The 22310-nt window shown below is 44.6% G+C and carries 18 protein-coding genes and 1 riboswitch; of the genes, 9 read left to right on the top strand and 9 right to left on the bottom strand.

What is annotated here, in order from left to right; all coding sequences use genetic code 11:
* Positions 1-4: 4 nt before the first annotated feature.
* From HKI82_RS20490 to elyC, 6 genes are all read right to left on the bottom strand, one after another.
* The gene (locus HKI82_RS20490; protein WP_240956672.1) at positions 5-316 is read right to left on the bottom strand and encodes a DUF7577 domain-containing protein; all 312 of its coding nucleotides are present in this window, start codon (positions 314-316) and stop codon (positions 5-7) included.
* A gap of 1 nt (position 317) precedes the next feature.
* Complete coding sequence (locus HKI82_RS07950; RefSeq protein WP_171137694.1) at positions 318-1001, bottom strand: TVP38/TMEM64 family protein; 684 nt, start codon at positions 999-1001, stop codon at positions 318-320.
* A 177-nt stretch (positions 1002-1178) separates the two neighbouring features.
* On the bottom strand, positions 1179-1766 hold the full coding sequence (locus HKI82_RS07945; RefSeq protein WP_171137693.1) for a TfoX/Sxy family DNA transformation protein: 588 nt from the start codon (positions 1764-1766) through the stop codon (positions 1179-1181).
* A gap of 113 nt (positions 1767-1879) precedes the next feature.
* Positions 1880-1978: riboswitch (cyclic di-GMP riboswitch) on the bottom strand.
* A gap of 177 nt (positions 1979-2155) precedes the next feature.
* Positions 2156-3163, bottom strand: a complete 1008-nt coding sequence (gene purR, locus HKI82_RS07940; RefSeq protein ID WP_171137692.1) for an HTH-type transcriptional repressor PurR — start codon at positions 3161-3163, stop codon at positions 2156-2158.
* A 250-nt stretch (positions 3164-3413) separates the two neighbouring features.
* Positions 3414-4091: a molecular chaperone TorD gene (torD, locus tag HKI82_RS07935; protein WP_171137691.1), complete on the bottom strand. Its 678-nt coding sequence runs from the start codon at positions 4089-4091 to the stop codon at positions 3414-3416.
* 145 nt (positions 4092-4236) lie between these two features.
* Positions 4237-5055: an envelope biogenesis factor ElyC gene (gene elyC, locus HKI82_RS07930; RefSeq protein ID WP_171137690.1), complete on the bottom strand. Its 819-nt coding sequence runs from the start codon at positions 5053-5055 to the stop codon at positions 4237-4239.
* An 89-nt stretch (positions 5056-5144) separates the two neighbouring features.
* Here elyC and cmoM point away from each other — a divergent pair, with 89 nt between their 5' ends.
* The 4 genes from cmoM to mukB are packed head-to-tail and all read left to right on the top strand — an operon-like array spanning position 5145 to position 12472.
* Positions 5145-5927 carry a tRNA uridine 5-oxyacetic acid(34) methyltransferase CmoM gene (gene cmoM / locus HKI82_RS07925; protein ID WP_102941672.1) on the top strand — a complete coding sequence of 261 codons (783 nt, stop codon included), beginning with the start codon at positions 5145-5147 and terminating at the stop codon, positions 5925-5927.
* 11 nt (positions 5928-5938) lie between these two features.
* Positions 5939-7276: a chromosome partition protein MukF gene (gene mukF / locus HKI82_RS07920; RefSeq protein ID WP_102941673.1), complete on the top strand. Its 1338-nt coding sequence runs from the start codon at positions 5939-5941 to the stop codon at positions 7274-7276.
* A complete protein-coding gene (gene mukE, locus HKI82_RS07915) occupies positions 7257-8015 on the top strand; it encodes a chromosome partition protein MukE (protein ID WP_102941674.1) in 759 nt (252 codons plus the stop codon). The genes mukF and mukE overlap by 20 nt, the downstream gene beginning before the upstream one ends.
* Positions 8012-12472 carry a chromosome partition protein MukB gene (gene mukB / locus HKI82_RS07910; RefSeq protein ID WP_171137689.1) on the top strand — a complete coding sequence of 1487 codons (4461 nt, stop codon included), beginning with the start codon at positions 8012-8014 and terminating at the stop codon, positions 12470-12472. Before mukE ends, mukB begins: the two co-directional genes overlap by 4 nt.
* 100 nt (positions 12473-12572) lie before the next feature.
* On the opposite strand, the gene HKI82_RS07905 is transcribed toward mukB, so the two are convergent.
* From HKI82_RS07905 to HKI82_RS07895, 3 genes are all read right to left on the bottom strand, one after another.
* Positions 12573-13106, bottom strand: coding sequence for a gluconokinase (locus HKI82_RS07905; RefSeq protein ID WP_206361846.1), 534 nt, complete (start codon positions 13104-13106; stop codon positions 12573-12575).
* Between the two features lie 109 nt (positions 13107-13215).
* A complete protein-coding gene (locus HKI82_RS07900) occupies positions 13216-15579 on the bottom strand; it encodes a GH36-type glycosyl hydrolase domain-containing protein (protein WP_171137688.1) in 2364 nt (787 codons plus the stop codon).
* Between the two features lie 19 nt (positions 15580-15598).
* Positions 15599-16618 carry a LacI family DNA-binding transcriptional regulator gene (locus HKI82_RS07895; RefSeq protein ID WP_171137687.1) on the bottom strand — a complete coding sequence of 340 codons (1020 nt, stop codon included), beginning with the start codon at positions 16616-16618 and terminating at the stop codon, positions 15599-15601.
* Between the two features lie 269 nt (positions 16619-16887).
* Between HKI82_RS07895 and HKI82_RS07890 the strand changes: the two genes are divergently transcribed.
* From HKI82_RS07890 to HKI82_RS07870, 5 genes are all read left to right on the top strand, one after another.
* Positions 16888-18114, top strand: a complete 1227-nt coding sequence (locus HKI82_RS07890) for an ABC transporter substrate-binding protein (RefSeq protein ID WP_171137686.1) — start codon at positions 16888-16890, stop codon at positions 18112-18114.
* An 83-nt stretch (positions 18115-18197) separates the two neighbouring features.
* Positions 18198-19082 (top strand): carbohydrate ABC transporter permease, encoded by an 885-nt coding sequence (locus tag HKI82_RS07885; protein WP_042482017.1) that lies wholly within the window; start codon positions 18198-18200, stop codon positions 19080-19082.
* 12 nt (positions 19083-19094) lie between these two features.
* Positions 19095-20003: a carbohydrate ABC transporter permease gene (locus tag HKI82_RS07880; RefSeq protein WP_112403930.1), complete on the top strand. Its 909-nt coding sequence runs from the start codon at positions 19095-19097 to the stop codon at positions 20001-20003.
* Positions 20004-20007: 4 nt separating this feature from the next.
* A complete protein-coding gene (locus HKI82_RS07875; protein ID WP_171137685.1) occupies positions 20008-21099 on the top strand; it encodes an ABC transporter ATP-binding protein in 1092 nt (363 codons plus the stop codon).
* A 177-nt stretch (positions 21100-21276) separates the two neighbouring features.
* Positions 21277-22272 (top strand): Gfo/Idh/MocA family protein, encoded by a 996-nt coding sequence (locus HKI82_RS07870; protein WP_171137684.1) that lies wholly within the window; start codon positions 21277-21279, stop codon positions 22270-22272.
* Positions 22273-22310: the final 38 nt, after the last annotated feature.

The following is a 22310-nucleotide window of genomic DNA, read 5'->3' as shown; positions in this document are numbered from 1 at the left end:
TTCTCTAACTGCTCTCTGAGCCGCAGTTCCAACACAATCCGAACTGTGGCTCGTTTTGCTCTCCACAATGCTCACATCGCCATTCAGGCTCATATCCGTTTGTAGGATTCAAGTAGTCACGCACAATAGCTTCTGATTGCTTTAGAAAGCTAAGATCTAAGAGCCAGACATAAGGTGACGATGATTCGTCAAAAGGAATTTCCCCACGAACGCTAAAAAGGGTTTCTCCTCTTACTTCGCAGGGAATGTTTTGCTGACATAATAATCCGCACACGATATGTGCTTCAGCGGGGTGCTGGGCTATGAATATTTTCATTCTACTCGTTGGTGACCGCTCTCTTTTGTAGTTTAGATAGTAGCCATTTAGCTATGAGTGGGAATACACCCAATAGGGCAAAAGAGAACAACACCGTTGGCGAAACAATGCCTGCTAGTGTTTTTATTTCTGCTAACTGCGTACCTGCATTGAGATAAACGGCGGTTCCCGGAAGCATGCCCAATTGACTCACCAAATAATAACGAACGGTGGAGATGGGTGTTAGTCCCATCAGCAGATTGATAAGAAAAAACGGGAAGATAGGAATCAGTCTGAGTGTAAAGAGATAGAAGGCCCCATCTTTCTTTACGCCTGCATTGATAGCATTTAGCTTGTCGCTGAATCGTTGTTGAACCCAATTTCTAAGTAAGTAACGACTACTAAGAAAAGCCAGTGTTGCACCTATTGTGCTTGCAAAAGAGACTAAGGCAAGGCTAAACCAAAAGCCAAATAAAGCAGCTCCGAGTAAAGTGACAACCGCAGCGCCAGGAATAGAGAAGGCTGTAATTACTACGTAGGCAACGAAGTATATCAGTGCTGAGTAGAGAAGGTTTTGCTCAATGTAGTGAGAGAGGTTTGCTTGTTGAGCTTTTGCATTCTCAAGCGTCAAATATTGACTAAATTCAATACCGAGAAAAACAACCACAGCGACCAAAACTAAACCCAGTATCAATTTACGACTCATCTATTACTCCAAAATAGTCGGCTCATTATTATTTAATGTCCTTCATCTATGGTTAATAAGAAAGGGAAAGACGATTTTTAATTTCAATCTGGGTTCACTTTTCTTAAATACAGAAAGCTTCTGAAAAACAAAAAGCACTCGTAAAGAGTGCTTTTAAACATAAGGTGAGTTTCTAACTCAAAGCTTCTGCATTAACTCGTCGCGACGAGATTGAGGAATCACCGACCAGTGTTTACCTTCAATTGCACCTTCTAAAGCCCAAAGTAGCTCTAAACCAACAGTAGTGGTATGAGTCTCTTGTACGGCTCTGAACGCCGCGACAGCGCCTTTCTGTTGCAGCATGTCAACTGAGTCTATACCTGCTTTTTTCAGCATACGTTCTGTTGCCAGACGCATATTAGGCAGATCTTTAAGGCGATCGGGTTTGGCTTTTGCTTGAGTTTCACGTTCTTCCTTCGCTGCTTCTAAAGCCCTTTTAGCTTCCTCAACAATCTGATCTGGGGTTTCCCATGCATTTTCAGGTAGAGCGAAGTATTTTGTAACAACAGGGAAACCACGTTTTTTATAAACGTAAGGTTCATAACCTTGTTGTTGGAAATTCTTTGAGGAGTGATCATCTGCGCGAATGTGCAGGCGGTCATTAACCACTAGAGCGAACATTGCGTCATCGATGAAAATGCCGAACCCTCCGAACATAGAACGTGATTTCACACATCCTAGCTGCTCAAAAAGCCGCATTGAGTCTTTTAGTACTGGTTTATCCATGCTGTTAGTCTCGGTGTATTAACTAATACGCCACCAAATTCAGGTCCGAGAGAATAGCAAAAAAATACATGAAGTATGTCAATCAATAGTCAACTCATGTATAGATTTTTGCCATCGGCAACCCCGCTACCTACCAGTAATGATTGAACATTGTTTGGTTTAGGCCGGAGGCTTTGCGTCCCATCCTTTCAGAAGGTTTGCCCTGTGCGTGACACTACAGTGAAAATAATAATAAAAAAATTGAATTAGAATCACATTTATGTGCACTAGATGTGATTTTAGTTCAAAAAATTAACTTTATGTTTGCTATTTTTGTTGCTAACGAAAAATTTTGCGAGATGTGTCTCTAAAGCCCCAGAAAATTCTGGGGCTAAATTGAGAGTAACTTATTATTTTGTCAGATCTTTTACTGTATCGCGTTCAACAATTTCTGGATGCATTTCAAAGATACGGCGTTCGTGTTCTTTGTCTTTAATGCGTTCTAGCAGGATTTCGAAGGCGTTTTTACCCACACGACGTTTCGGTTGGTGGATAGTGGTTAGCGGTGGAGAGAAGTACTCCGCCAACTCAATGTTGTCGTAGCCAATCACGGAAATGTCGTCCGGTACGCGCACGCCTTTCTGCTGCAAACGTGACATCAGACCCAGCGCCATTGTGTCGTTAAAGCAGAACACAGCGGTTGGCATCTTATCCATAGCAATGATTTTATCCGCGGCTAGAACCGCAGTGTCACATTCAAAGTTGCCTTCTAGAATCCAGTTGTCATTCACTTCTAGATTGGCTTCTGCCATTGCGCGACGGAAGCCAGCAATACGCTCCTGACAAGCAAGTTTGTTTAAATGACCGCTGAGACAAGCGATGTCTTTGTGCCCTCTGTCGATGAGGTACTTAGTTGCTAAGTAACCACCCAGTTCAGAGTTGTCGATAATCTTGTCGGCTTTAGACGCTTCAGGGCCCCAATCCATAATAACTTTTGGAATGTCAGCATGTGATTCAAGCATTTCTGACAGTTCTTGAGTTAAGTCAGAGCACATCACCAGAATGCCATCAACACGTTTTTCTGCCAGCATTCGAATGTAGTCTCTTTGCTTCTCGTAAATACCACCCGTGTTACACAGAATTAGCGTGTACCCTTGGCGGTAACAGTAGCTTTCAACACCGTCTATAACTTCAGAGAAGAATAGGTTGGTGGATTGTGTCACCAACATACCGATAGTACGTGTAGTGTTACATTTCAAACTACGTGCTACCGCACTTGGTGCGTAGTTTAGCTCTTTTACTGCTTCGAGAACTTTCTCTTGAGTTGCTTCAGCAACAAAGCGAGTTTTGTTAATTACGTGTGATACGGTTGTGGTTGATACGCCTGCTAAGCGAGCAACATCTTTAATCGTAGCCATAGATTTGTCCTGTTTTGACTGCTGATTTTAGCTAAATTTTATTAGGTCAAACAAACCCGATTACTGGCCGGATTCAGCAGCGGCGAAGTTGAATAGCTTCTAGCCTAAAGTCACTAAAACACAAAAACCGCTTTGAAACAGCGGTTTGCGTTTTAAATAATGATTAATCATATTTTGCTGTTGAGTTTAAACCGCAAACGGTTAGCTCGCAACGACAAATCATAGGCGCAAACTTAACTGTAGTCACAATTCATTGCCTAAATTGAGTGGTTGATGAGAATCCGTTGCCAGTAAGGTATTGTAAATCGAGTTGCAAGAAAGCGACTAATAATACGGATATTGATGAATAAAACCCTAATTTATCAACACTTGAACAATGAAGAGAAAATTCTGGCACCCAACTCAGTAAATGATTACGTATATAGTCAGCTTGGAACTGAAGCGCCTTTTCCATATGCGGTTCTTTCTCTAATTCGTTTGAACGAATAATCAGGTGGCCAAGAAAGTCCAGTTCAATAGAAAGATGATCGTAAGATTCATCGCTCTGCTTTTGTACATGAACCCCGTTTTGTTCCATCAGATCCGCAATAGCTTGTGCAGGTGTGTTCTCGACGAGCTGAGACTTATCAAAATAGAGTGAAGCATAGGGGAGTGCAGAGTGTTCGTCACATTTTGTAAACAGATGGCAAAAGCTGTTGGCTATTTGCATTTGAGCATCTTGTTGCTTGAGAAGTCGGTTGAGCACAGAAATGAACTTATGGCTGGGATCTGTTAATTGGGCATTTTCGCCCAGTCCCGCTAGGAAGTTATGGATCTCTGGAGAGTCATAGCGAGCTAACTCCTGCGCGGTGAGCTCATGAGTAAACAGACCTGAAAGCCACCAGTAAATTTCAGCACGTTTTTCATTGAATGCTTTAATTTCTTTCATCGCTTAATTCCGGTTCAGCCTTTTTCTAAGTCTAAGCAATAATTGCGCTTTATATTAAATTTACCCTGCAAATTGTTTAGTAATTGTGCTTTAGAGATAAGAAAGAACCCGCACTAGGCGGGTCTTAATAGGTGTGAATGATTGGCTACTGGTTTTGTGTCGCCGTTTCTTCATAACCGGCGACATAGTCACGAAGATTCTGCCAAAGCTGACCTAGACTCTCATGCCAGAATCGCTCGGTTTGTTCCAGATAACGCGCTTTCGGTGTGTACTTTTCCCAAGGTTGGGCAATATTGACTTGCGCTAAGAAGTTAGTTGGCGCAGGTATTGGGTTTAACCCAGCCGATTCAAATTCTTTAATTGCTCTCTCCATGTGGCTAGCCGAAGTAACCAGTACGAGCTTTCTGTTTTGCACGAAAGCAGCGGCTTGTCTTGCTTCTTCCCATGTATCTTTTGCTGTTTCCAACAATACGATATCGGATTTTGCGACACCAAGTGCCAAAGCAACACGCGCCAGCATACGAGCATGACTGAATTCACTGCCGCCGGAATAGCCGGAAAGAATCAGTTTAGACCCCGGATACATACGAGAAATGCGAATACCTTCAGCTAAACGCATTAACGCGGTACGAGAGAGTTCTGATGTAGGCGGTATATCGTCGTCAACGACATGACCGTTACCTAACACCATTACATAGTCAATTGCGCCATCTACTGGAAGAAAAGCAGAGTATTGACGCTCCAGCGGCATCAATAAACGGGTTGATACAGGTTGAAACGAAATAAGGAAAAGACTGGTGAGTGAAAATAAAACGATGAGGCTGCCAGTCTTGCGTTTGGCAGTAAACATAATCAGCATTAAGCCGATGAATCCCACAATCAGCAGTGCTGGCAAGGGCATTAAAAAGGATGAAACAATCTTTTTCAGCTCAAACATAAACAAAATAGTCCGAAAAAACAGCACTTGATAATAAAAAGGGAGAAACCCTCTTTATTCCTGCTATTCCTATGACAAAATAGCAGCACGAATTCGTTATCATAACTCAAGCCGCCGTGACAGAAGATCGCAATTTCGACGATATTGCCCACAAATTTGCAAAAAACATCTATGGCTCTGACAAAGGAGAAATCCGCCAAGTCATTGTTTGGGAAGATCTCACTCAGATGTTAACAAATTTTGACCAGTCAGAAGCTCCATTGCATGTCCTTGATGCAGGAGGTGGACTCGCACAGATGTCACAGAAGATCGCCAAACTTGGGCATCGTGTCACCTTGTGTGATCTTTCTTCTGAAATGCTCAATCTAGCCAAACAGGATATTGCCAATCATGGTTTGCTTGATCAATATCGTCTGGTTCATTCTCCTGTACAAAAAATTCAGGAGCATTTGAGTGAACCGGTCGATGTGCTGATGTTTCACGCTGTGATGGAATGGTTGGCAGACCCTAAGCCTGCATTGGAAAACTTGTTAGAACAGGTTAAACCGGGTGGGATGGCGTCTATCATGTTCTACAACTATCACGGGCTGGTATATAAAAATGCGGTTTGTGGCAATATTCCTCATGTATTAGAGGGGATGCCGCATCGAAAACGATTCAAGCTCCAACCTCAAACCGGATTACTTCCTACTGAAGTGTACCAATGGATAGAGGACGCAGGGTTTGAGATACAAGGAAAATCGGGTATTCGCTGTTTCAGTGATTATATTGGCAATGTGAAAAACATGGGCGAATACCAATACGATGATGTATTGGCTTTAGAACGGAAATTTTGTCGTCAGGAGCCATACCTCTCATTAGGCCGATACATACATGTATGGGCTAAGAAAAAACAATAACAGGAATAACAATGGGTGAGTTAACTCAGAAAGCTGTTGAGCAACCTATTGATGAATTGGTTAGCTGGGTAAAACAGCATGATTTCTCATTAAATCTATCGACTGAGCGACTCGCATTTCTCATTGCAATTGCAGTGCTGAGTAACGAAAGGTTTGATGAAGAACTCGGTGAAGGCGAGTTGCACGATGCATTCACTATAGTCACTCGAATGTTTGAAGATACAGGTGAAGCATCGGCTTTTCGTGCTAACAACGCCATTAATGAGCTAGTTAAACAACGTCTTATCAGTCGCTTTACCAGCGAACTCAATGAAGGGGCGAGCATATATCGACTGTCGCCACTAGCGATAGGCATAACCGATTACTACGTTCGTCACCGAGAGTTTTCTAAGCTGAAGCTTTCTATCCAACTCTCTATGTTGGCTGACGAAATGGCAAAAGCTGTTGAATCTGCACAGCAAGGTGGCTCAGTTGGACACTGGAAAAAGAATGTTTTCGGTGTGCTGAAATACTCTGTGGGAGAAATCTTTGACCGTATTGATTTAAACCAACGTGTCATGGATGAGCAGCAGCAATCCGTAAAAGAGCAAATCGCAGAGCTTCTGAATAAAGATTGGCGTGAAGCCATCAATAACTGTGAAGCGCTACTTTCAGAAACATCTTCAACATTGCGCGAGCTTCAAGATACTTTGCAAACCGCTGGCGATGATCTTCAAACTCAGATTTTAGATATTCAGGAGATTGTGTATGGCAATCCTGAACTTGAGTTTATTGAAGAGACCTTATTCAGCTTGCAGATGAAACTCGACCGAATCACGAGTTGGGGCCAGCAGGCGATTGACTTGTGGATTGGTTATGACCGCCACGTACATAAGTTCATTCGTACCGCTATTGATATGGACCAAAACCGTGCGTTTAGCCAACGTCTGCGTCAATCCTTCAATGACTACTTTGAGCAACCTTGGTATTTAACTTATGCCGATGCTGAGCGTTTGATGGATCTTCGTGATGAAGCGCTAGTGCTTCGCGATGACGAAGTGACAGGTAGCGTTCCTGACGAAGTAGAGTACGAAGAATTCCAGCAAGTAAACGATGAACTTGCTGAGAGAATTGGCGCAATGCTGCAAGTGCATAAAGACCAAGGACAAGCGATAGATTTGGGTGCTGTATTACGCGATTACCTCGCCACTCATCCAAAAACTCATCATTTTGATTTAGCACGAATAGTTGTTGATCAAGCCGTTCGACTCGGCTACTCCGAATCGGACTACCGCGCGATTCAGCCGGACTGGCAAGCAATCAACGATTTTGGTGCAAAGGTACAAGCAAATGTCATCGACAGATATTAATGAATACATGCCAGAGAATCTGGCGAAAGCGATCAGCAATCCGCTTTTCCCTGCACTGGACAGTGCCTTGCGTGCTGGTCGACATGTTTCCAGCGACGATTTAGATAATCACGCATTCCTATCGGATTTTGAAACGGAACTAGCGCAGTTTTACCAACGTTACAACACCGAACTGGTACGTGCCCCAGAAGGCTTCTTCTACTTACGTCCGCGTTCTACAACACTTATCAGCCGCAGTATTTTGTCCGAGCTGGACATGCTGGTAGGTAAAGTGTTGTGTTTCCTTTATCTTAGCCCTGAGCGTTTGGCTCATGAGGGTATCTTTACCAATCAAGAGTTGTATGAAGAGCTGCTTGCGCTAACCGATGAGAAAAAACTCATGAAGTTAGTGACGAACAGAGCCAACGGTTCTGATTTGGATAAAGAGAAACTGTTTGAAAAAGTTCGAGCATCACTTCGTCGTTTACGCCGTCTCGGTATGATTATCAATATCGGTGAAACCTCAAAATTCAGCATCAGTGAAGCGGTGTTCCGTTTCGGTGCTGATGTACGAGTAGGTGACGATATGCGTGAAGCGCAGCTGCGCCTGATCCGCGATGGTGAAGCAGTTGTGCATACTCAGGAACCGAATCAACATAGTTTGTTAGATGAGGGTTCATTAGAGGAAGACTTGTTAGACGAGGATTCCCTAACAGATCAAGAGCAAGTCGATGATACAGAATTGGAAGGTGAAGCATGATTGAAAGAGGTAAATATCAATCGCTGACCATGATCAACTGGAACGGCTTCTTTGCTCGTACATTTGATATTGATGGCTTAGTAACGACACTATCTGGCGGTAACGGTGCTGGTAAATCGACCACTATGGCAGCGTTTATCACTGCGCTTATCCCAGACCAAAGCTTGCTGCATTTCCGCAATACGACAGAAGCAGGTAGCTCACAAGCGTCTCGTGACAAAGGTCTGTTCGGTAAATTACAACCGGGCGCCTGTTACGCTGCACTTGATGTGGTGAACTCTCGCAAACAACGCTTATTGTTTGGCGTTAAGCTGCAACAAGTCGCTGGTCGTGATAAGAAAGTGGATATCAAACCATTCCTTATTCAAGGCTTGCCAAGTCATATCAAACCGACTGATATCCTAATCGAAACGGTTTCAGACAAGCATGCGCGCGTACGTCAAATCAACGATGTGAAAGCCGCAGTATCTGCGATTGAAGGTGCACACTTCAAAGCGTTCAGTTCTACCGTGGATTACCACGCGCAAATGTTTGAGTTTGGCGTTCTACCGAAGAAACTGCGCAGCAGTGGCGATCGTTCTAAGTTCTATCGTTTAATTGAAGCATCTTTATACGGTGGTATTTCAAGTGCGATTACTCGTTCGCTTCGTGACTACCTATTGCCACAAAATGGCGGGGTAAAGAAAGCGTTCCAAGATATGGAATCGGCGCTGCGTGAAAACCGCATGACGCTGGAAGCTATCAAATCAACCCAAGCCGACCGTGATCTGTTTAAACATCTGATAACTGAATCGACTAACTACGTAGCGGCTGACTACATGCGTCATGCAAACGATCGTCGCAATAAAGTTGGTCAGACGCTTGAACTGCGCAAAGAGTTAATGAGCTCTCGTGAAACCTTGATTGAGCAAAACAGTTTGCTTAACCGAGTGCATGAAGAACTTGAGATGTTGGTTGAACAAGAGTCTGCACTTGAGCAAGACCATCAAGGTGCTTCTGACCATTTGCAACTGGTTCAAAACGCATTGCGCCAGCAAGAGAAAATTGAACGCTATCAGGATGATCTTGAAGAGCTGAACATGCGCCTTGAAGAGCAGATGATGGTGGTTGAGGAAGCTCAGGAGCGCTTATTAGAAGCTGAAGAGCAGGCGACAGTTGCTGAAGAAGAGGTGGATAGCCTCAAGACGCAACTGGCCGATTACCAACAAGCGCTGGATGTTCAACAAACCCGTGCACTGCAATACCAACAAGCATTGCAAGCGCTAGATAAAGCACAGCAGCTACTGGGTGATGAAGCCATCAGTGCTGAAAACGCCGTAGCGAAAGTGGCAGAGCTTAAGCAGCAGCAGGAAGAGCGCACTTCGGAGTTACTGTCTCTGAAACACAAACTCGACATGTCGTCTGCAGCAGCGTCTCAGTTTGAGAATGCGTTTAGCTTAGTGAAACGGGTGTTGGGCAGTGTTGAACGCCAAGATGCAGCTCAAGAAGCAAGAACACTGATTCGTCGTGCGAATGAAGCACAACAAGTGACGCAAAACGAACAACAGTGGTATGCGCAGCAACGAGACTTAGAGCGTCGCCTAGAGCAACAAACTGCTGTTCGTAAACTTGTTGATGACTACCAAAAACAACACAACGTCACTTTGAGTGATGAAATGGCGGTTGAGCAAGAGCTAGAACGTCATCAAGCAGTATTGGAAAACTTAGAATCGACACAAGAAGAACTGCGTGAAAAACGCAGTGAACAGCGTCGTCTAGAGCAAGACCAAGTGCAGAGAATCACTCAGCTTGAAGCTATCGCTCCTGCTTGGATTAAAGCCAACGATGCACTAGAAATTCTGCGTGAGCAAAGCGGTGCTGAGCTGGCTAACAGCCAATCTGTTATGGCAGAAATGCAGCAGGTATTGGAGCAGGAGAAAGTCCAATCCAACGCGAAAGATAAGCTTGCTGAGCGTCGTGAGGTTCTAGAGCAAGAAATTGAACGTTTAGCCTCTCCAAGTGGTTCGAACGACCCTCGCTTGAAAGGCTTAGCCGATACGCTTGGCGGTGTGTTGCTGTCGGAAATTTATGACGATATCACCATTGAAGATGCGCCATATTTCAGTGCGATGTATGGTCCTGCACGTCACGCGATTGTAGTTTCTGACCTTACAGGTATCAAAGAAAAGCTCATTGAGCTGGATGATTGTCCTGAAGATCTCTACCTGATTGAAGGTGATGTAGACGCGTTCGACGACAGTTCATTCAATGCTGAAGAACTGGATGGCGCTGTTTGTGTTCAGTTCAATGATCGTCAGATTCGTTATTCACGTTTGCCAGCTATTCCTCTGTTTGGCCGCGCAGCACGTGAACAACGTTTGGAATTGTTACGTTCTGAACGTGAAGAAGTGGTGGAGCAACACGCGAAAGCAGCTTTTGACTCGCAAAAGCTGCAACGTCTATACACCAGCTTTAATGAGTTTGTCGCCAAGCATCTACACGTGGCGTTTGATGCAGACCCAGAGCAAGCAATTCTAGTGGCGCGTGATAAACGTAACCAAATCGCTCGTACTCTGGCTGAGTTAGATAGTCAGGATCAACAACAACGCAGTCAAGTGCAGCTCAGCAAACAAGCGATTACTGCACTGGATAAAATTGCGCCGAACATGTTGCTGGTTGAAGACGATTCTCTAGCGGAACGAGTAGAAGAAATCGCGCAAAAGATTGCTCAATTGAGTGAATCGAAAAGCTTTATTTCAGCTCATGGAAAAGCCATCGCTGAGCTAGAGAAGGTGGTCAACGCGTTGGATGCAGACCCAGAGCAATTCGACGCATTGGAAGAGCAATATCAGCAAGCGGATGCACAACTTCAACAATTGAAAGCGCAGATCTTCGTGTTATCTGATTTGGTTGAACGTCGCCATCACTTCGCTTATTCAGACTCAGTGGATATGTTGAGTCAAAGCAGTGAACTAAGTGAGCAGTTGAAAGCGAAGCTAGTGCAAGCGGAAAGCACCCGTAATCGTACTCGTGAAGAACTGAAACAGTCTCAAGCACAAATTGGTCAATACAATCAGGTATTGGCATCGCTGAAGAGCTCGCATCAGGCAAAACTAGAAACGGTTCAAGAGTTTAAGCAAGAACTACAAGAGTTCGGTGTTCATGCTGATGAAGGTGCGCTTGAGCGCGCACAGCGTCGTCGTGATGAGCTGTATGAACGTCTGCATACTTCTCGAGCTCGTAAGAGTGAATACGAGCGTACTATCACTTCAACTGACCTTGAGATGAAAGCGCTGGTGAAGCGTCTTAAGAAAGTTGAGAAAGACTACCGTGATTTACGTACTTTCGTCGTCAACGCGAAAGCGGGTTGGTGCTCTGTACTGCGTTTAGCGCGCGAAAATGATGTAGAGCGTCGTCTGCACAAACGTGAACTTGCGTATCTGTCTGCGGATGAACTGCGTTCTATGTCAGATAAATCATTAGGTGCACTGCGTCTTGCTGTGGCAAACAATGAAGATCTGCGTGATGCGCTGCGTCAGTCGGAAGACAATGCTCGTCCTGAACGTAAAGTATTGTTCTATATCGCGGTTTACCAGCATCTTCGTGAACGCATTCGTCAAGACATCATTCGCACTGACGACCCAGTTGAAGCTATCGAAGAGATGGAAGTGGAGCTGGCGCGTCTAACGGAAGAGCTGACTCAACGTGAAAACCGTTTGGCTATTAGCTCTGAATCTGTGGCGAGCATTATTCGCAAAACCATTCAGCGTGAACAGAACCGTATCCGTATGCTGAACCAAGGCTTGTCAAACATTGCCTTTGGTCAGGTGAAAGGCGTTCGTCTAAATGTTAAAGTTCGCGAAAGTCATGAAATCCTATTAACAGGATTGTCAGACAACCATGAGCAGCACAGAGATCTGTTTGAAAGCTCTCGCTACACCTTCTCAGAAGCGATGGCGAAGCTATTCCAACGTGTGAACCCACATATCGATATGGGTCAGCGTTCCGCTCAGGTGCTGGGCGAAGAGATGCTGGATTACCGCAACTACTTAGAGCTGAGTGTTGAGGTAAGCCGTGGTTCAGATGGCTGGTTACAAGCAGAATCTGGCGCACTGTCTACCGGTGAGGCAATTGGTACTGGTCAGTCAATTCTGTTGATGGTGGTTCAAAGCTGGGAAGAAGAGTCTCGTCGCCTGCGTAGCAAAGACATCGTTCCATGCCGTCTGCTGTTCTTGGATGAGGCTGCGCGTCTTGACTCTAAGTCAATCGCAACCCTGTTCGAGTTGTGTGATCGCCTAGATATGCAGCTTCTGATTGCGGCTCCTGAAAACATCAGCCCAGAGAAGGGGACAACCTATAAACTGGTGCGTAAGGTGTTTAAAGATCATGAGCACGTGCACGTGGTTGGCTTAAGAGGCTTCGGACAAACGGAAAAGCCGAAATCTGAAGAGCAGTTGCTAGCAGAAGAACTCAGTTAATAACGAAAACCTAATAAAAAACGCCTTCTTAAAAGAAGGCGTTTTTGTTTCTAATCACACAAGGTTTAAAGGTAATAAACCTCAAACGCCGTTGTATTTGTTAATTTAAATAAGCCTTACTAACGGAAACACACTGATTTACGACGTCTGAAATGGAACCCGTGATATCAATTTGATGAGTATTTGGTTCTTGTGATGAAGGCATTTCAAGAGTCGCGAATTGGCTGTCGAGCAGTGACAGGGGCATAAAGTGGCCTTCACGGTTTTGCATTCGTTGTGCGATGACTTCTTTGTCGGCATGAAGATGCAGGAACACCACATTGTTGTTATCTTCGCGTATTTTGTCGCGATAGGTCTGCTTTAGTGCCGAGCACACTATTACGCCGATTTCGTTTTTCTTTTCGATGCTAAAAACAGAATCACGTACTCGTTCAAGCCAAGGGGCTCGGTCATCATCATTCAGTGCCTGACCTTGAGACATCTTGATTACGTTGGCTTTAGGATGCAGGTCGTCACCATCAATAAACTTACCGTTAATGGCTTTTGCGAAATGCTCACCTACGGTTGATTTACCCGTGCAGCATACGCCCATGATGATGAACACCGCAGAATGTTGGTTTTTGTTATCGCTCATAGTTTGACTCAAATTGTTTTTAGTTTTTGTTAGAGGCTTGATTGATGAGGCTTGAACATAGGTCAGAGTGATTACTTCTGACCTATGTGGTGGTTCTTAGGTTGGATTGCTAGCGATGGAAAATGCGAACAATGACCTCGTAAGTTTTGCCCGCAGTAATATCTTCAATCATGTTCGATGACAGGCGGTTACCGTCTACAAAAATGCCTGCTTCACTCTCACTGCTGACGGTTTGATATTCAACATCGAATGTGGCACCACGGAACTGACGCAATACATGAGCATTTTCCCAGTCAGAAGGTAATTGCGGTGCAATCACAAGTCCTTGCTGGCAACCTTTCAAACCAAATAGCTCTTCAATCACCAAGCGGTAGTACCAAGCGCCAGTACCCGTATTAAACAGGTTGCTTGAGCGTCCTGCAGTTTCAGGGAACTGGTAGTATGCGCCGCGATAGTAGTTTGGAATGTATACAGGGAGCTGACCTCGTTGAGCAAAGGACTCATTTTCTGGATCGGCTAACATCTTTCTCAGAGTTTTAAAGGCTCTGTCGGACTGCTTAATGTTGTACATACTCGCAGCATAGAAAGCAGCGGCATGGTTATACACAGAGCCATTTTCGCCGGAACCAGGCCATTTTTGTGTCACACGGCCAACATCTTCTCGCATAGCCGTAAACGCAGGTGCGCATAGCATCACACCATAAGGCGTATCCAACTGTTCATCGACGGCTTTGAGCATTCGTGCGGTTTGTTGTTCATTAGGCATATTGGCTAGGAAAGCCCAACTTTGCGTATTTAAGAAGATACGTCCTTCTTTGTCTTGTGGAACGCCAAAAGTCACACCATCATCAGTGATACCACGAGCATACCAGTCGCCTTGCCATAAATACTCGTCGGCAATAACCGCTAGTTCATCGACGGTTTTTTGGAACTGGTCGATTTTCTCGCTGTGATTAACAGCGCGTGATTGGCGAATCCAGGATTGCAGAGCAAAACTTAGTGCTTGGGTTAACCAGCCTGAAACCCCTTTGCCTTTGTAACCCACCATATTCATTGGGTCACACCAATCTCCTTGAGCAATATAAGGCAAGCCGCGTTCATCACGGGCGTGACACATATATTCCATGGCAAGGTTCATGTGTTCCAATACGCTGCTCTTCTCATCAGAATCCGCCCAAGCGACAGGCTCATCCAGCAACGCCCAGTCATTAGTCTCATTCAAATAAGCTTCCAGAATGAGTGTTAACCAGACTGAGTGGTCGGTATGAGGGATCTGGTTGATATATTTTAATTCGGCTTCTGGTGTTAACAGAATGCCGTCAGGCATTTCACCGTCACGTTTCTGCTGTGCCAAAGAAGTGAGAATAACTTGCTTAGTCTCTTGGCTGTCGACATAGGCCATGCCCATGCCATCTTGCAAATAGTTACGTGTTTGTGGGTCAGTGGTTAATCGATGCGTATCCCCGTGGTAGAACACTTGACGAGGCAACCAGTTATTAACGAACTGATCAAAGATTTTGTCCGGTGTTGATACCTGCAACACCCCTTTACCTGACTCAATATAACTCTTGTAGCCAGCCACAGTCTGGTTCTTATTCGCACCCAGAGTTTGTTCTAGGGTGTGGCTGATCTCCGCTTTATTCAATGCTGGGCCGAATGCAAAGTTAAACTCTTGTTCTTCTTCAGATTGCAGGTCTAACGCAAACTGCATAATGCACGCAGGCATTTCATAGTAGTTTGCCTGATCGCTCAATGAACTACCTTGTTGAAGGGCGGTTGGATTATGTAAGCCACCTTGTCCTTCGAAACGAGGAATGCTGGTTTCAAAATGAGTCGGGCGCACATCACAGGCGAAGTATGTGATGTCTTTAAGATGTTTGTTCTTTTCGTAGTCTTCAAGCTTTTGATATGGCGTGATCGAGGTACAAACAATCGAATTCAGCGTCTCATCGTAGTGAGCCGCCATGTTCATCCAAGACATATAGCCGACCGGAAAGTAGGGGACGAGCGAAATTTTTCTCGCCTTACTGTCGCGATTCACAACCTTGACCTTCCAAAGCTCAGCAACAAAATCGGCACTAAGGGTCAGCGTCATTTCCATTTCGATACCCAAGTGCTTGATATGCCATTTAATATCATTGAGGCCGGGTAGGAACTGATAGCTGTCCAGTTCTTTCTTCATTGGTGCAAAAGGCGCAGAGAACATTTCACCACTTTCATCATCTCTCAAATAGAAAAAGCGACCTGGATGGTGAGCGAAGTACGGTTGCTCTGGCTGCATAAAACTGGTGGCAGCCATATTCGGGTTGTGAGCGTATTTTTTAGGCTCAGGATTCATATATTGAGCTACAGCGTAACCTTGACAATTCACATGAATCATCATCTTCTTATTCCATAAATATCCCGCGCTGTTGGGTACTAGAGTTGGGTCATCTAGTAAGAAGCGTTTGCCGGAGTCAATATAGTGTGTCATTCAATAGCCCTCTGAAATACTACTTATTTTTCAATTGTTTTACTGAGTGTGTTGAATTGCGGATGGATAGCGTCGGCTCAAACCGAGTCTTTATCGGGAGCGATTCGCCGTAACATAAATTGAGAATCTGATGGCAAGCATTAATAGAAATTTCTTCTAGTGGAATGCGCACACTGGTTAGCGATGGTGAGGCATATTCTGCCAAGTCAATATCGTCATAACCAATCACAGAAACCTGCTTACCCACTACGATACCTTGTTCGTTCAGCGTGGAAATTGCCGCCATGGCACTGTTGTCGTTACCGCAAAACAGAGCGGTAAATGGAATGCCTTTATCAATCAAACGTTGAGTGGCAGCGCGACCCAGTTCAAAACTGTAGCCGCCGGATTCAATTAACTCTGGTTTCACCTCAATGCCAGATTCCGCCAATCGGTCTATGAAGCCCTGATGACGACTGATGGCATCTTGTGCATTCATACGTCCAGTGACGATGGCAATTTCAGTGTGGCCCAGTTCAATGAGGTGTTCAGCCGCTAGGCGACCACCTTGGTAATGATTGGCGCAGAAGGTCTTATCTATTAACTCTTCGATATCACGGTTAATAAACACAACTTTAGGATAGCGAGCTTCGATCTTTGCTAACTGGATAACGGATAGTTCAGGGCAGGACATCAAAATGCCGTCGCAATCGCGTTCAATCAAGTAATCGAGGCACTTGATTCGTTCTTCATCGTTTTGTGAGTCTTCAGCGTTGGCCAGAATGATGTGCTTGTCCCGCTTGCGTAATTCGCGCTCTATGGTTTGCAGCATTTTTCTATGAAATGAGCCAGAGAAAGAGGGTACCCAAAGACCAACAATATCTGAACGTTTTGACGACAATGAACGCGCCATGCTGTTCGGACGATATTGCAATTCTGCCATTGCTGAAGCGATTTTCTTGCCAGCTTTTGGTGAAACAGAAGCGTTTCCAGAAAGATATCTGGAAACGGTTCCGACTCCTACACCTGCTAACTTGGCTACGTCTTTTATAGTTGCCATAGATATCTACTCACTTACCTAAATTACTGCTTTTAGCCCATGTTAGAGCCATATTTTGCATAATTACAGACTTTTTTTGCCTTAAAACATTAAATTATGCAAATAGTGATCGATTCCTCATATTGATATATTTAATAAAAGATCTTCTAGAAGAGTCCTATTTATAGATATATAAAATATAAAAATGGAATCGATTCCATTTTGAACCATTAAGATTCAGCGTTAATTATTATTAATAGACACAATAACGAACTCTAAAGGTACCCCCAATGATTAAGAAACTTACTCTGGTTGCCGCCATTACCCTCGCCACCACGCCAGCTTTTGCAAAGGAAGAAGCAGAAGTGATGCACTGGTGGACTTCCGGCGGCGAATCCGCGGCGATCAAAGTCTTGGCCGATTCATTTGAAGCTCAAGGTGGAACTTGGAAAGATAGCGCAGTTGCGGGTGGTTCAAATGCTCGTAGCGCAGCAATCAACCGTATGATTGGTGGTTCCCCAACGACAGCGGCTCTATTTAATACTTCTCAGCAGTACCACGAGATGATCGCAGAAGACATGCTGAACAACATCGATGAAGTAGCGAAAGCCAATAACTGGGAATCAATCTTGCCGCAGCCAACGTTGAATGCCATCAAAGTTAATGGTCATTTCTATGCTGCTCCTGTGAACATTCACATGCCGGGTTGGTTCTGGTATTCAAAAGAGGCGTTTGCTAAAGCAGGTATTGAGAAAGAGCCTACCACTGTTGATGAACTATTTTCTGCTCTAGACAAGCTCAAAGCTGCTGGCTATATCCCTCTGGCTCTTGGTGGTCAAAACTGGCAAGAAAACCTAATGTTCGCAACGGTTCTAAGTAACGTAGGCGGCAAGCAACTTTACCTAGATGCGCTAGGCAAACGTGATAGTGAAACTCTTAACTCAGCTGAGTTTAGAAAGGTTGTTGATACTTTCTTGAAACTTAAGCCATACGTAGATACAGGATCTCCGGGTCGTAACTGGAATGATACAACCAGCCTTGTTATCAACGATAAAGCAGGTATTCAAATCATGGGTGACTGGGCTAAGGGTGAGTTCACTCAAGCCAACAAGATCCCAGGTCAAGACTACGGTTGTTTTCCAGGTTTAGGCGATGACTCTCTTTACATCGTGGGCGGTGACGTATTCGTATTCCCGAAAACCGACGATAAAGAACAAATCTCAGTTCAAAACAAACTGGTTGAATCAATGCTCAGCCCTGAGACGCAAGTTAAGTTCAATAACCTGAAAGGTTCAGTCCCAGTTCGTACCGATATCGATGTATCAAGCATGGATATTTGTGCACAGAAAGGTGCGGCGATCCTGAAAGTGGCAGAACGTCAGGTACCAGATGGCTCAATGCTGATGGAAGAATATCTGTACGGTTCACTTAAAGATGCTGTGACTGAAGTATGGAACGCGCAAGAAATGACGACAGATAAAGCAGTCTCAATCTTTGCTCAAGCGCTTCGTGACTAATATTGCTTTCACTGACAAGGCGTACTTATGTGCGCCTTTTTAAAGAATGTCTCTCTTATTTTGAATTATCGTGGAGTGCATCGATGAATGTTGCTGCGGTGCAAAGACACCTAAAACGTAACGCACTTGCCTATTTGGCAGCCTTACCCATGGCACTGACCGTGTTGATTGCCTATATGGGCACTATGTTCTGGTCGGTTCGTCTTTCGTTTTCTAGTTCAAGAATGTTGCCTAAAAGTGACTTCGTTGGATTCGCTCAGTATGAGCGACTATTCAGTACTTCCCGTTGGGTGACTTCGCTGGAAAACCTACTGGTCATTGCTTTTCTGTTCCTAGCAATCTGTTTTGTGCTGGGCTTTTTATTGGCTGTTTTTATAGATCAAAAAATCAAAGCTGAGAGCTTCTTCAGAACCGTATTTTTGTTCCCTTATGCCATGTCGTTTATCGTCACTGGCTTAGTGTGGCAGTGGATATTTAATCCACAGTTAGGTATCCAAAAAACCATGATCTCTTTGGGTTGGGAGTCTTTCTCTTTTGATTGGATTGTTAACCCCGATATGGTGCTTTATACCGTTGTGATCGCTGCGGTGTGGCAGGGGGCTGGTCTTGTCATGGCACTGCTTCTGGCTGGTCTTCGTGGTATTGATGAAGACTTATGGAAAGCGACCAAAATAGACGGTATCCCAACTTGGCGTGTCTATATCAGCATTATTTTGCCTATGCTGCGCCCAATGATTATCACTACTGTCGTTTTACTTTCTATCAGCATCATCAAGATGTATGACGTCGTTGTCGCGATGACTGGCGGCGGCCCCGGTGTGGCAAGTGAAGTTCCGGCTAAGTTCATCATGGATAACCTATTTGAACGCGCCAATATCGGGTTGGCGACGGCAGCATCGACCGTGATGCTAACCACTGTCCTGTGCTTAATCGCGCCTTTCATCTACTCAAATTACATTAAGAAATAAGGTAGGTAACTTATGTCGGCGACACATTCACCTACAATGAAACTGACCGCATCAGAGCGACCGATGTCAGTCAAAGCACAATGGGGACGCTTTGGTGTATATGGTTTTTTAACCATTACAGCACTGTTCTTTTTGTTGCCTCTTTACGTGATGCTGGTGACCTCATTTAAAGAACTGGACGAGATTCGTCTATCTTCTATTTTTGCTCTGCCACAAAACTTTTCATGGGATGCATGGAAAATGGCATGGAGTAGCGCTTGTACTGGCTTGGAGTGTAATGGTCTACAAGTCGGTTTTTGGAACTCAGTCCGTATCTTAATTCCAAGTGTGGTTATCTCAGTGCTATTTGGTGCCATCAACGGATATGCACTGTCATTTTGGAAAATTAAGGGCGCGAACCTGCTTTTTGCTTGCCTACTGTTAGGCGCATTTATCCCTTATCAAGTGTTTATCTATCCCTTGATTCGAGTTTATGCAGATATTGGTATTTACGGCACTTTGACTGGGGTAGTGGTATCTCACGTCATTTTCGGTATGCCAATTATGACGCTGCTGTTTAGAAACTATTACAGCACTCTACCGATGGAACTGTTTAATGCTGCGCGCATAGATGGAGCAGGTTTCTTCAAGGTGTTCTTCAATATCATGCTGCCAATGTCAGTGCCCATTATCATCGTGGCGGTGATCATGCAGGTAACTAATATCTGGAATGACTTCTTAATCGGTTTGGTTTTCGCGGGTAACGACAACCTGCCAATGACCGTTCAACTCAACAACATCGTGAATACAACGACAGGCGAGCGTGCTTATAACGTCAATATGGCCGCTACTATTCTTACATCACTTGTACCGCTAATCATTTATGTCGCTTCAGGGCGTTGGTTTGTTCGTGGTATCGCCTCTGGTGCAGTAAAAGGGTAATTTTATGGGAATCGTAAACATCAGTAAGCTCGACATCAGTTATGAGTCGACAAAAATCGTTAAGCAGTTAGACCTTGTTATTGATGATGGTGAGTTTCTCGTATTGCTTGGCCCTTCAGGCTGCGGGAAATCTACGTTACTTAATGCGATCGGTGGTTTGATTGATACCAGTGGCGGAAGCATCCATTTTGATGGTAAAGACGTGACTTGGGCAGACCCAAAAGACCGTGGCATTGGCATGGTATTCCAGTCTTATGCGCTGTATCCAACAATGAGCGTTGAGAAAAACATGTCTTTCGGGTTGCGCATTGCAGGCGTAGATAAAGCGACTATCGATAAGAAAGTCGCGTGGGCGGCAAAGTTGCTGCAACTAGAGCCGCTACTAAAACGTAAGCCGTCAGCACTTTCAGGCGGGCAACGTCAACGTGTTGCGATAGGTCGAGCTTTAGTTCGCGATGCGGATATCTATCTGTTTGATGAGCCTTTATCGAATCTAGATGCGAAACTACGTGCGGAATTAAGGTTAGAAATCAAGAAGCTACATAAGACGCTCAAATCAACAATGATCTACGTTACACACGATCAAATTGAGGCGTTGACTCTAGCTGACCGAATTGCAGTAATGAAAGACGGAATTATTCAGCAACTGGATACCCCTCATAATGTCTACAACAAACCACAAAACCTGTTTGTTGCGACATTCTTAGGTTCTCCAGCAATGAACTGTATTAAAGGGCATCTAAGCGTAAATGCGGATAAAGTGCTGTTTAATTCAGCAGATTTGAACATTGATGTGAGTGGATACCCATTTGTTGAACAGCCTGTAGATGGTGCCGCAGTGACGTTAGGTGTTCGTCCTGAACACTTAATTGCAGAGCTTAATGAAGACGCTTCCGACAACGTTATTCAAGGGGTAGTGGAGTTGGTCGAGCCGATGGGATCTGATACCTTGGTTTGGACCAAGTTTACCGAGCAGCATACTTTATCTCACCGAGTAACTTCGGAAGACCAACTTTCTGTAGGCGATTCATTCAAAGTGAAAGTTGAAGCAACCAAATGCTCGATTTTTGATACTCAGTCGACTCAGCGTCTGTAAAGCTGTTGTGCTGAAAAGCCTGTGACGCCTCACTCTTTCTGTTACTCAATAGAAAGCTAGGCTAAGGTTTAGTTTATACGTTCTAAACCTTAAACTCGTTGATAACTTGGAGAAGCTGGCTTTGAGTCGGCTTCTTCATTTTGCTTTTTGGGAACAAAAAAATAACAGGGAACATTTATGTCTGAAACTACCTTTAACTGGGGGGTTATTGCCCCTGGCCGAATAGCTCACAACTTTGCCAAAGCCCTTAAAGTGGTACCCAATGCGAGTTTGTATGCGGTAGCCAGCTCTAACCTAGAACGAGCGAAAACCTTCGCCCAAGAGTACGATTGCGAGCATGCCTACGACGACTACCAAACTCTGATTGATGATCCTCAAGTTGATGCGATCTACATAGCAAACCCACATCGCTTTCACTTTGAGTGTGCAAAAAAATGCCTGATAGCGGGTAAGCCGGTACTGTGTGAAAAACCCATCACCGTCAATGAAGCACAAGTTCAAGAACTGGTAGAGTTAGCGCAGAAGCATCAAACCTTTTTGATGGAAGCGGTTTGGACTCGCTTTTTGCCAGTTTGGCAGCAAGTGAAAGTGTGGCTTGAAGAACAACGCATTGGCGAGTTGCGCGTATTGAGTTCTTCCTTCTCATTTAATGTTCCGCGTGATGAGAATGACCGCTTGTTAAACAATGAACTTGCTGGTGGTGCCTTACTTGATACGGGGATTTACAACCTCACCATGTCGCAGTTTGTGTTGCAGCGTGAACCAAGCTCAATCGTCGCCAATGGCTTGATCGGCGAAACCAATGTTGATGAGCGTACAAGCGTGATTCTTGATTACGATGGCATAGCCAGTCAGTTCACATGTGGGCTCAATGCCACCTTGGACAACAGCTTTACCATTTATGGCAGTAACGGAAACATTGCCGTTGATTCTATGTTCTGGGGTGCTACCAAAGCAGTTCTCAAAGTTAAAGGCGAAGAAGAGCTGGTGATAGAGTTACCTTTCAGAGCAACAGGGTTTGAATATCAAATCGAAGAGGTGATGAACTGTATTGCTCAAGGCAAACTGCAAAGTGACGTTATCAGCTGGCAGGACAGTATTAATACCATGAAAACCATGGATGAAATTCGCCGCCAAATTGGTCTCGAATACCCTTTCTTAAACCGTGATTAGTCGCTTGAATACCGTCTTCTAGGCGGCAGTGCAAAAAA

This window comes from Vibrio plantisponsor (genome assembly GCF_013041605.1).
GTDB lineage: Bacteria > Pseudomonadota > Gammaproteobacteria > Enterobacterales > Vibrionaceae > Vibrio > Vibrio plantisponsor.
Note: the sequence above shows the minus strand (reverse complement) of the source record. Positions and strands in the feature narration are given on the sequence as shown.

Coding starts and splice junctions, on each gene's coding strand:
- HKI82_RS07870 (WP_171137684.1), top strand. CDS start 21,277: ATGTCTGAAACTACCTTTAACTGGGGGGTTATTGCCCCTGGCCGAATA.
- HKI82_RS07900 (WP_171137688.1), bottom strand. CDS start 15,579: ATGACACACTATATTGACTCCGGCAAACGCTTCTTACTAGATGACCCA.
- mukE (WP_102941674.1), top strand. CDS start 7,257: ATGTCATCGACAGATATTAATGAATACATGCCAGAGAATCTGGCGAAA.
- HKI82_RS07895 (WP_171137687.1), bottom strand. CDS start 16,618: ATGGCAACTATAAAAGACGTAGCCAAGTTAGCAGGTGTAGGAGTCGGA.
- mukF (WP_102941673.1), top strand. CDS start 5,939: ATGGGTGAGTTAACTCAGAAAGCTGTTGAGCAACCTATTGATGAATTG.
- mukB (WP_171137689.1), top strand. CDS start 8,012: ATGATTGAAAGAGGTAAATATCAATCGCTGACCATGATCAACTGGAAC.
- HKI82_RS07885 (WP_042482017.1), top strand. CDS start 18,198: ATGAATGTTGCTGCGGTGCAAAGACACCTAAAACGTAACGCACTTGCC.
- HKI82_RS20490 (WP_240956672.1), bottom strand. CDS start 316: ATGAAAATATTCATAGCCCAGCACCCCGCTGAAGCACATATCGTGTGC.
- purR (WP_171137692.1), bottom strand. CDS start 3,163: ATGGCTACGATTAAAGATGTTGCTCGCTTAGCAGGCGTATCAACCACA.
- HKI82_RS07890 (WP_171137686.1), top strand. CDS start 16,888: ATGATTAAGAAACTTACTCTGGTTGCCGCCATTACCCTCGCCACCACG.
- torD (WP_171137691.1), bottom strand. CDS start 4,091: ATGAAAGAAATTAAAGCATTCAATGAAAAACGTGCTGAAATTTACTGG.
- HKI82_RS07950 (WP_171137694.1), bottom strand. CDS start 1,001: ATGAGTCGTAAATTGATACTGGGTTTAGTTTTGGTCGCTGTGGTTGTT.
- HKI82_RS07875 (WP_171137685.1), top strand. CDS start 20,008: ATGGGAATCGTAAACATCAGTAAGCTCGACATCAGTTATGAGTCGACA.
- HKI82_RS07945 (WP_171137693.1), bottom strand. CDS start 1,766: ATGGATAAACCAGTACTAAAAGACTCAATGCGGCTTTTTGAGCAGCTA.
- HKI82_RS07905 (WP_206361846.1), bottom strand. CDS start 13,106: ATGAGCGATAACAAAAACCAACATTCTGCGGTGTTCATCATCATGGGC.
- HKI82_RS07880 (WP_112403930.1), top strand. CDS start 19,095: ATGTCGGCGACACATTCACCTACAATGAAACTGACCGCATCAGAGCGA.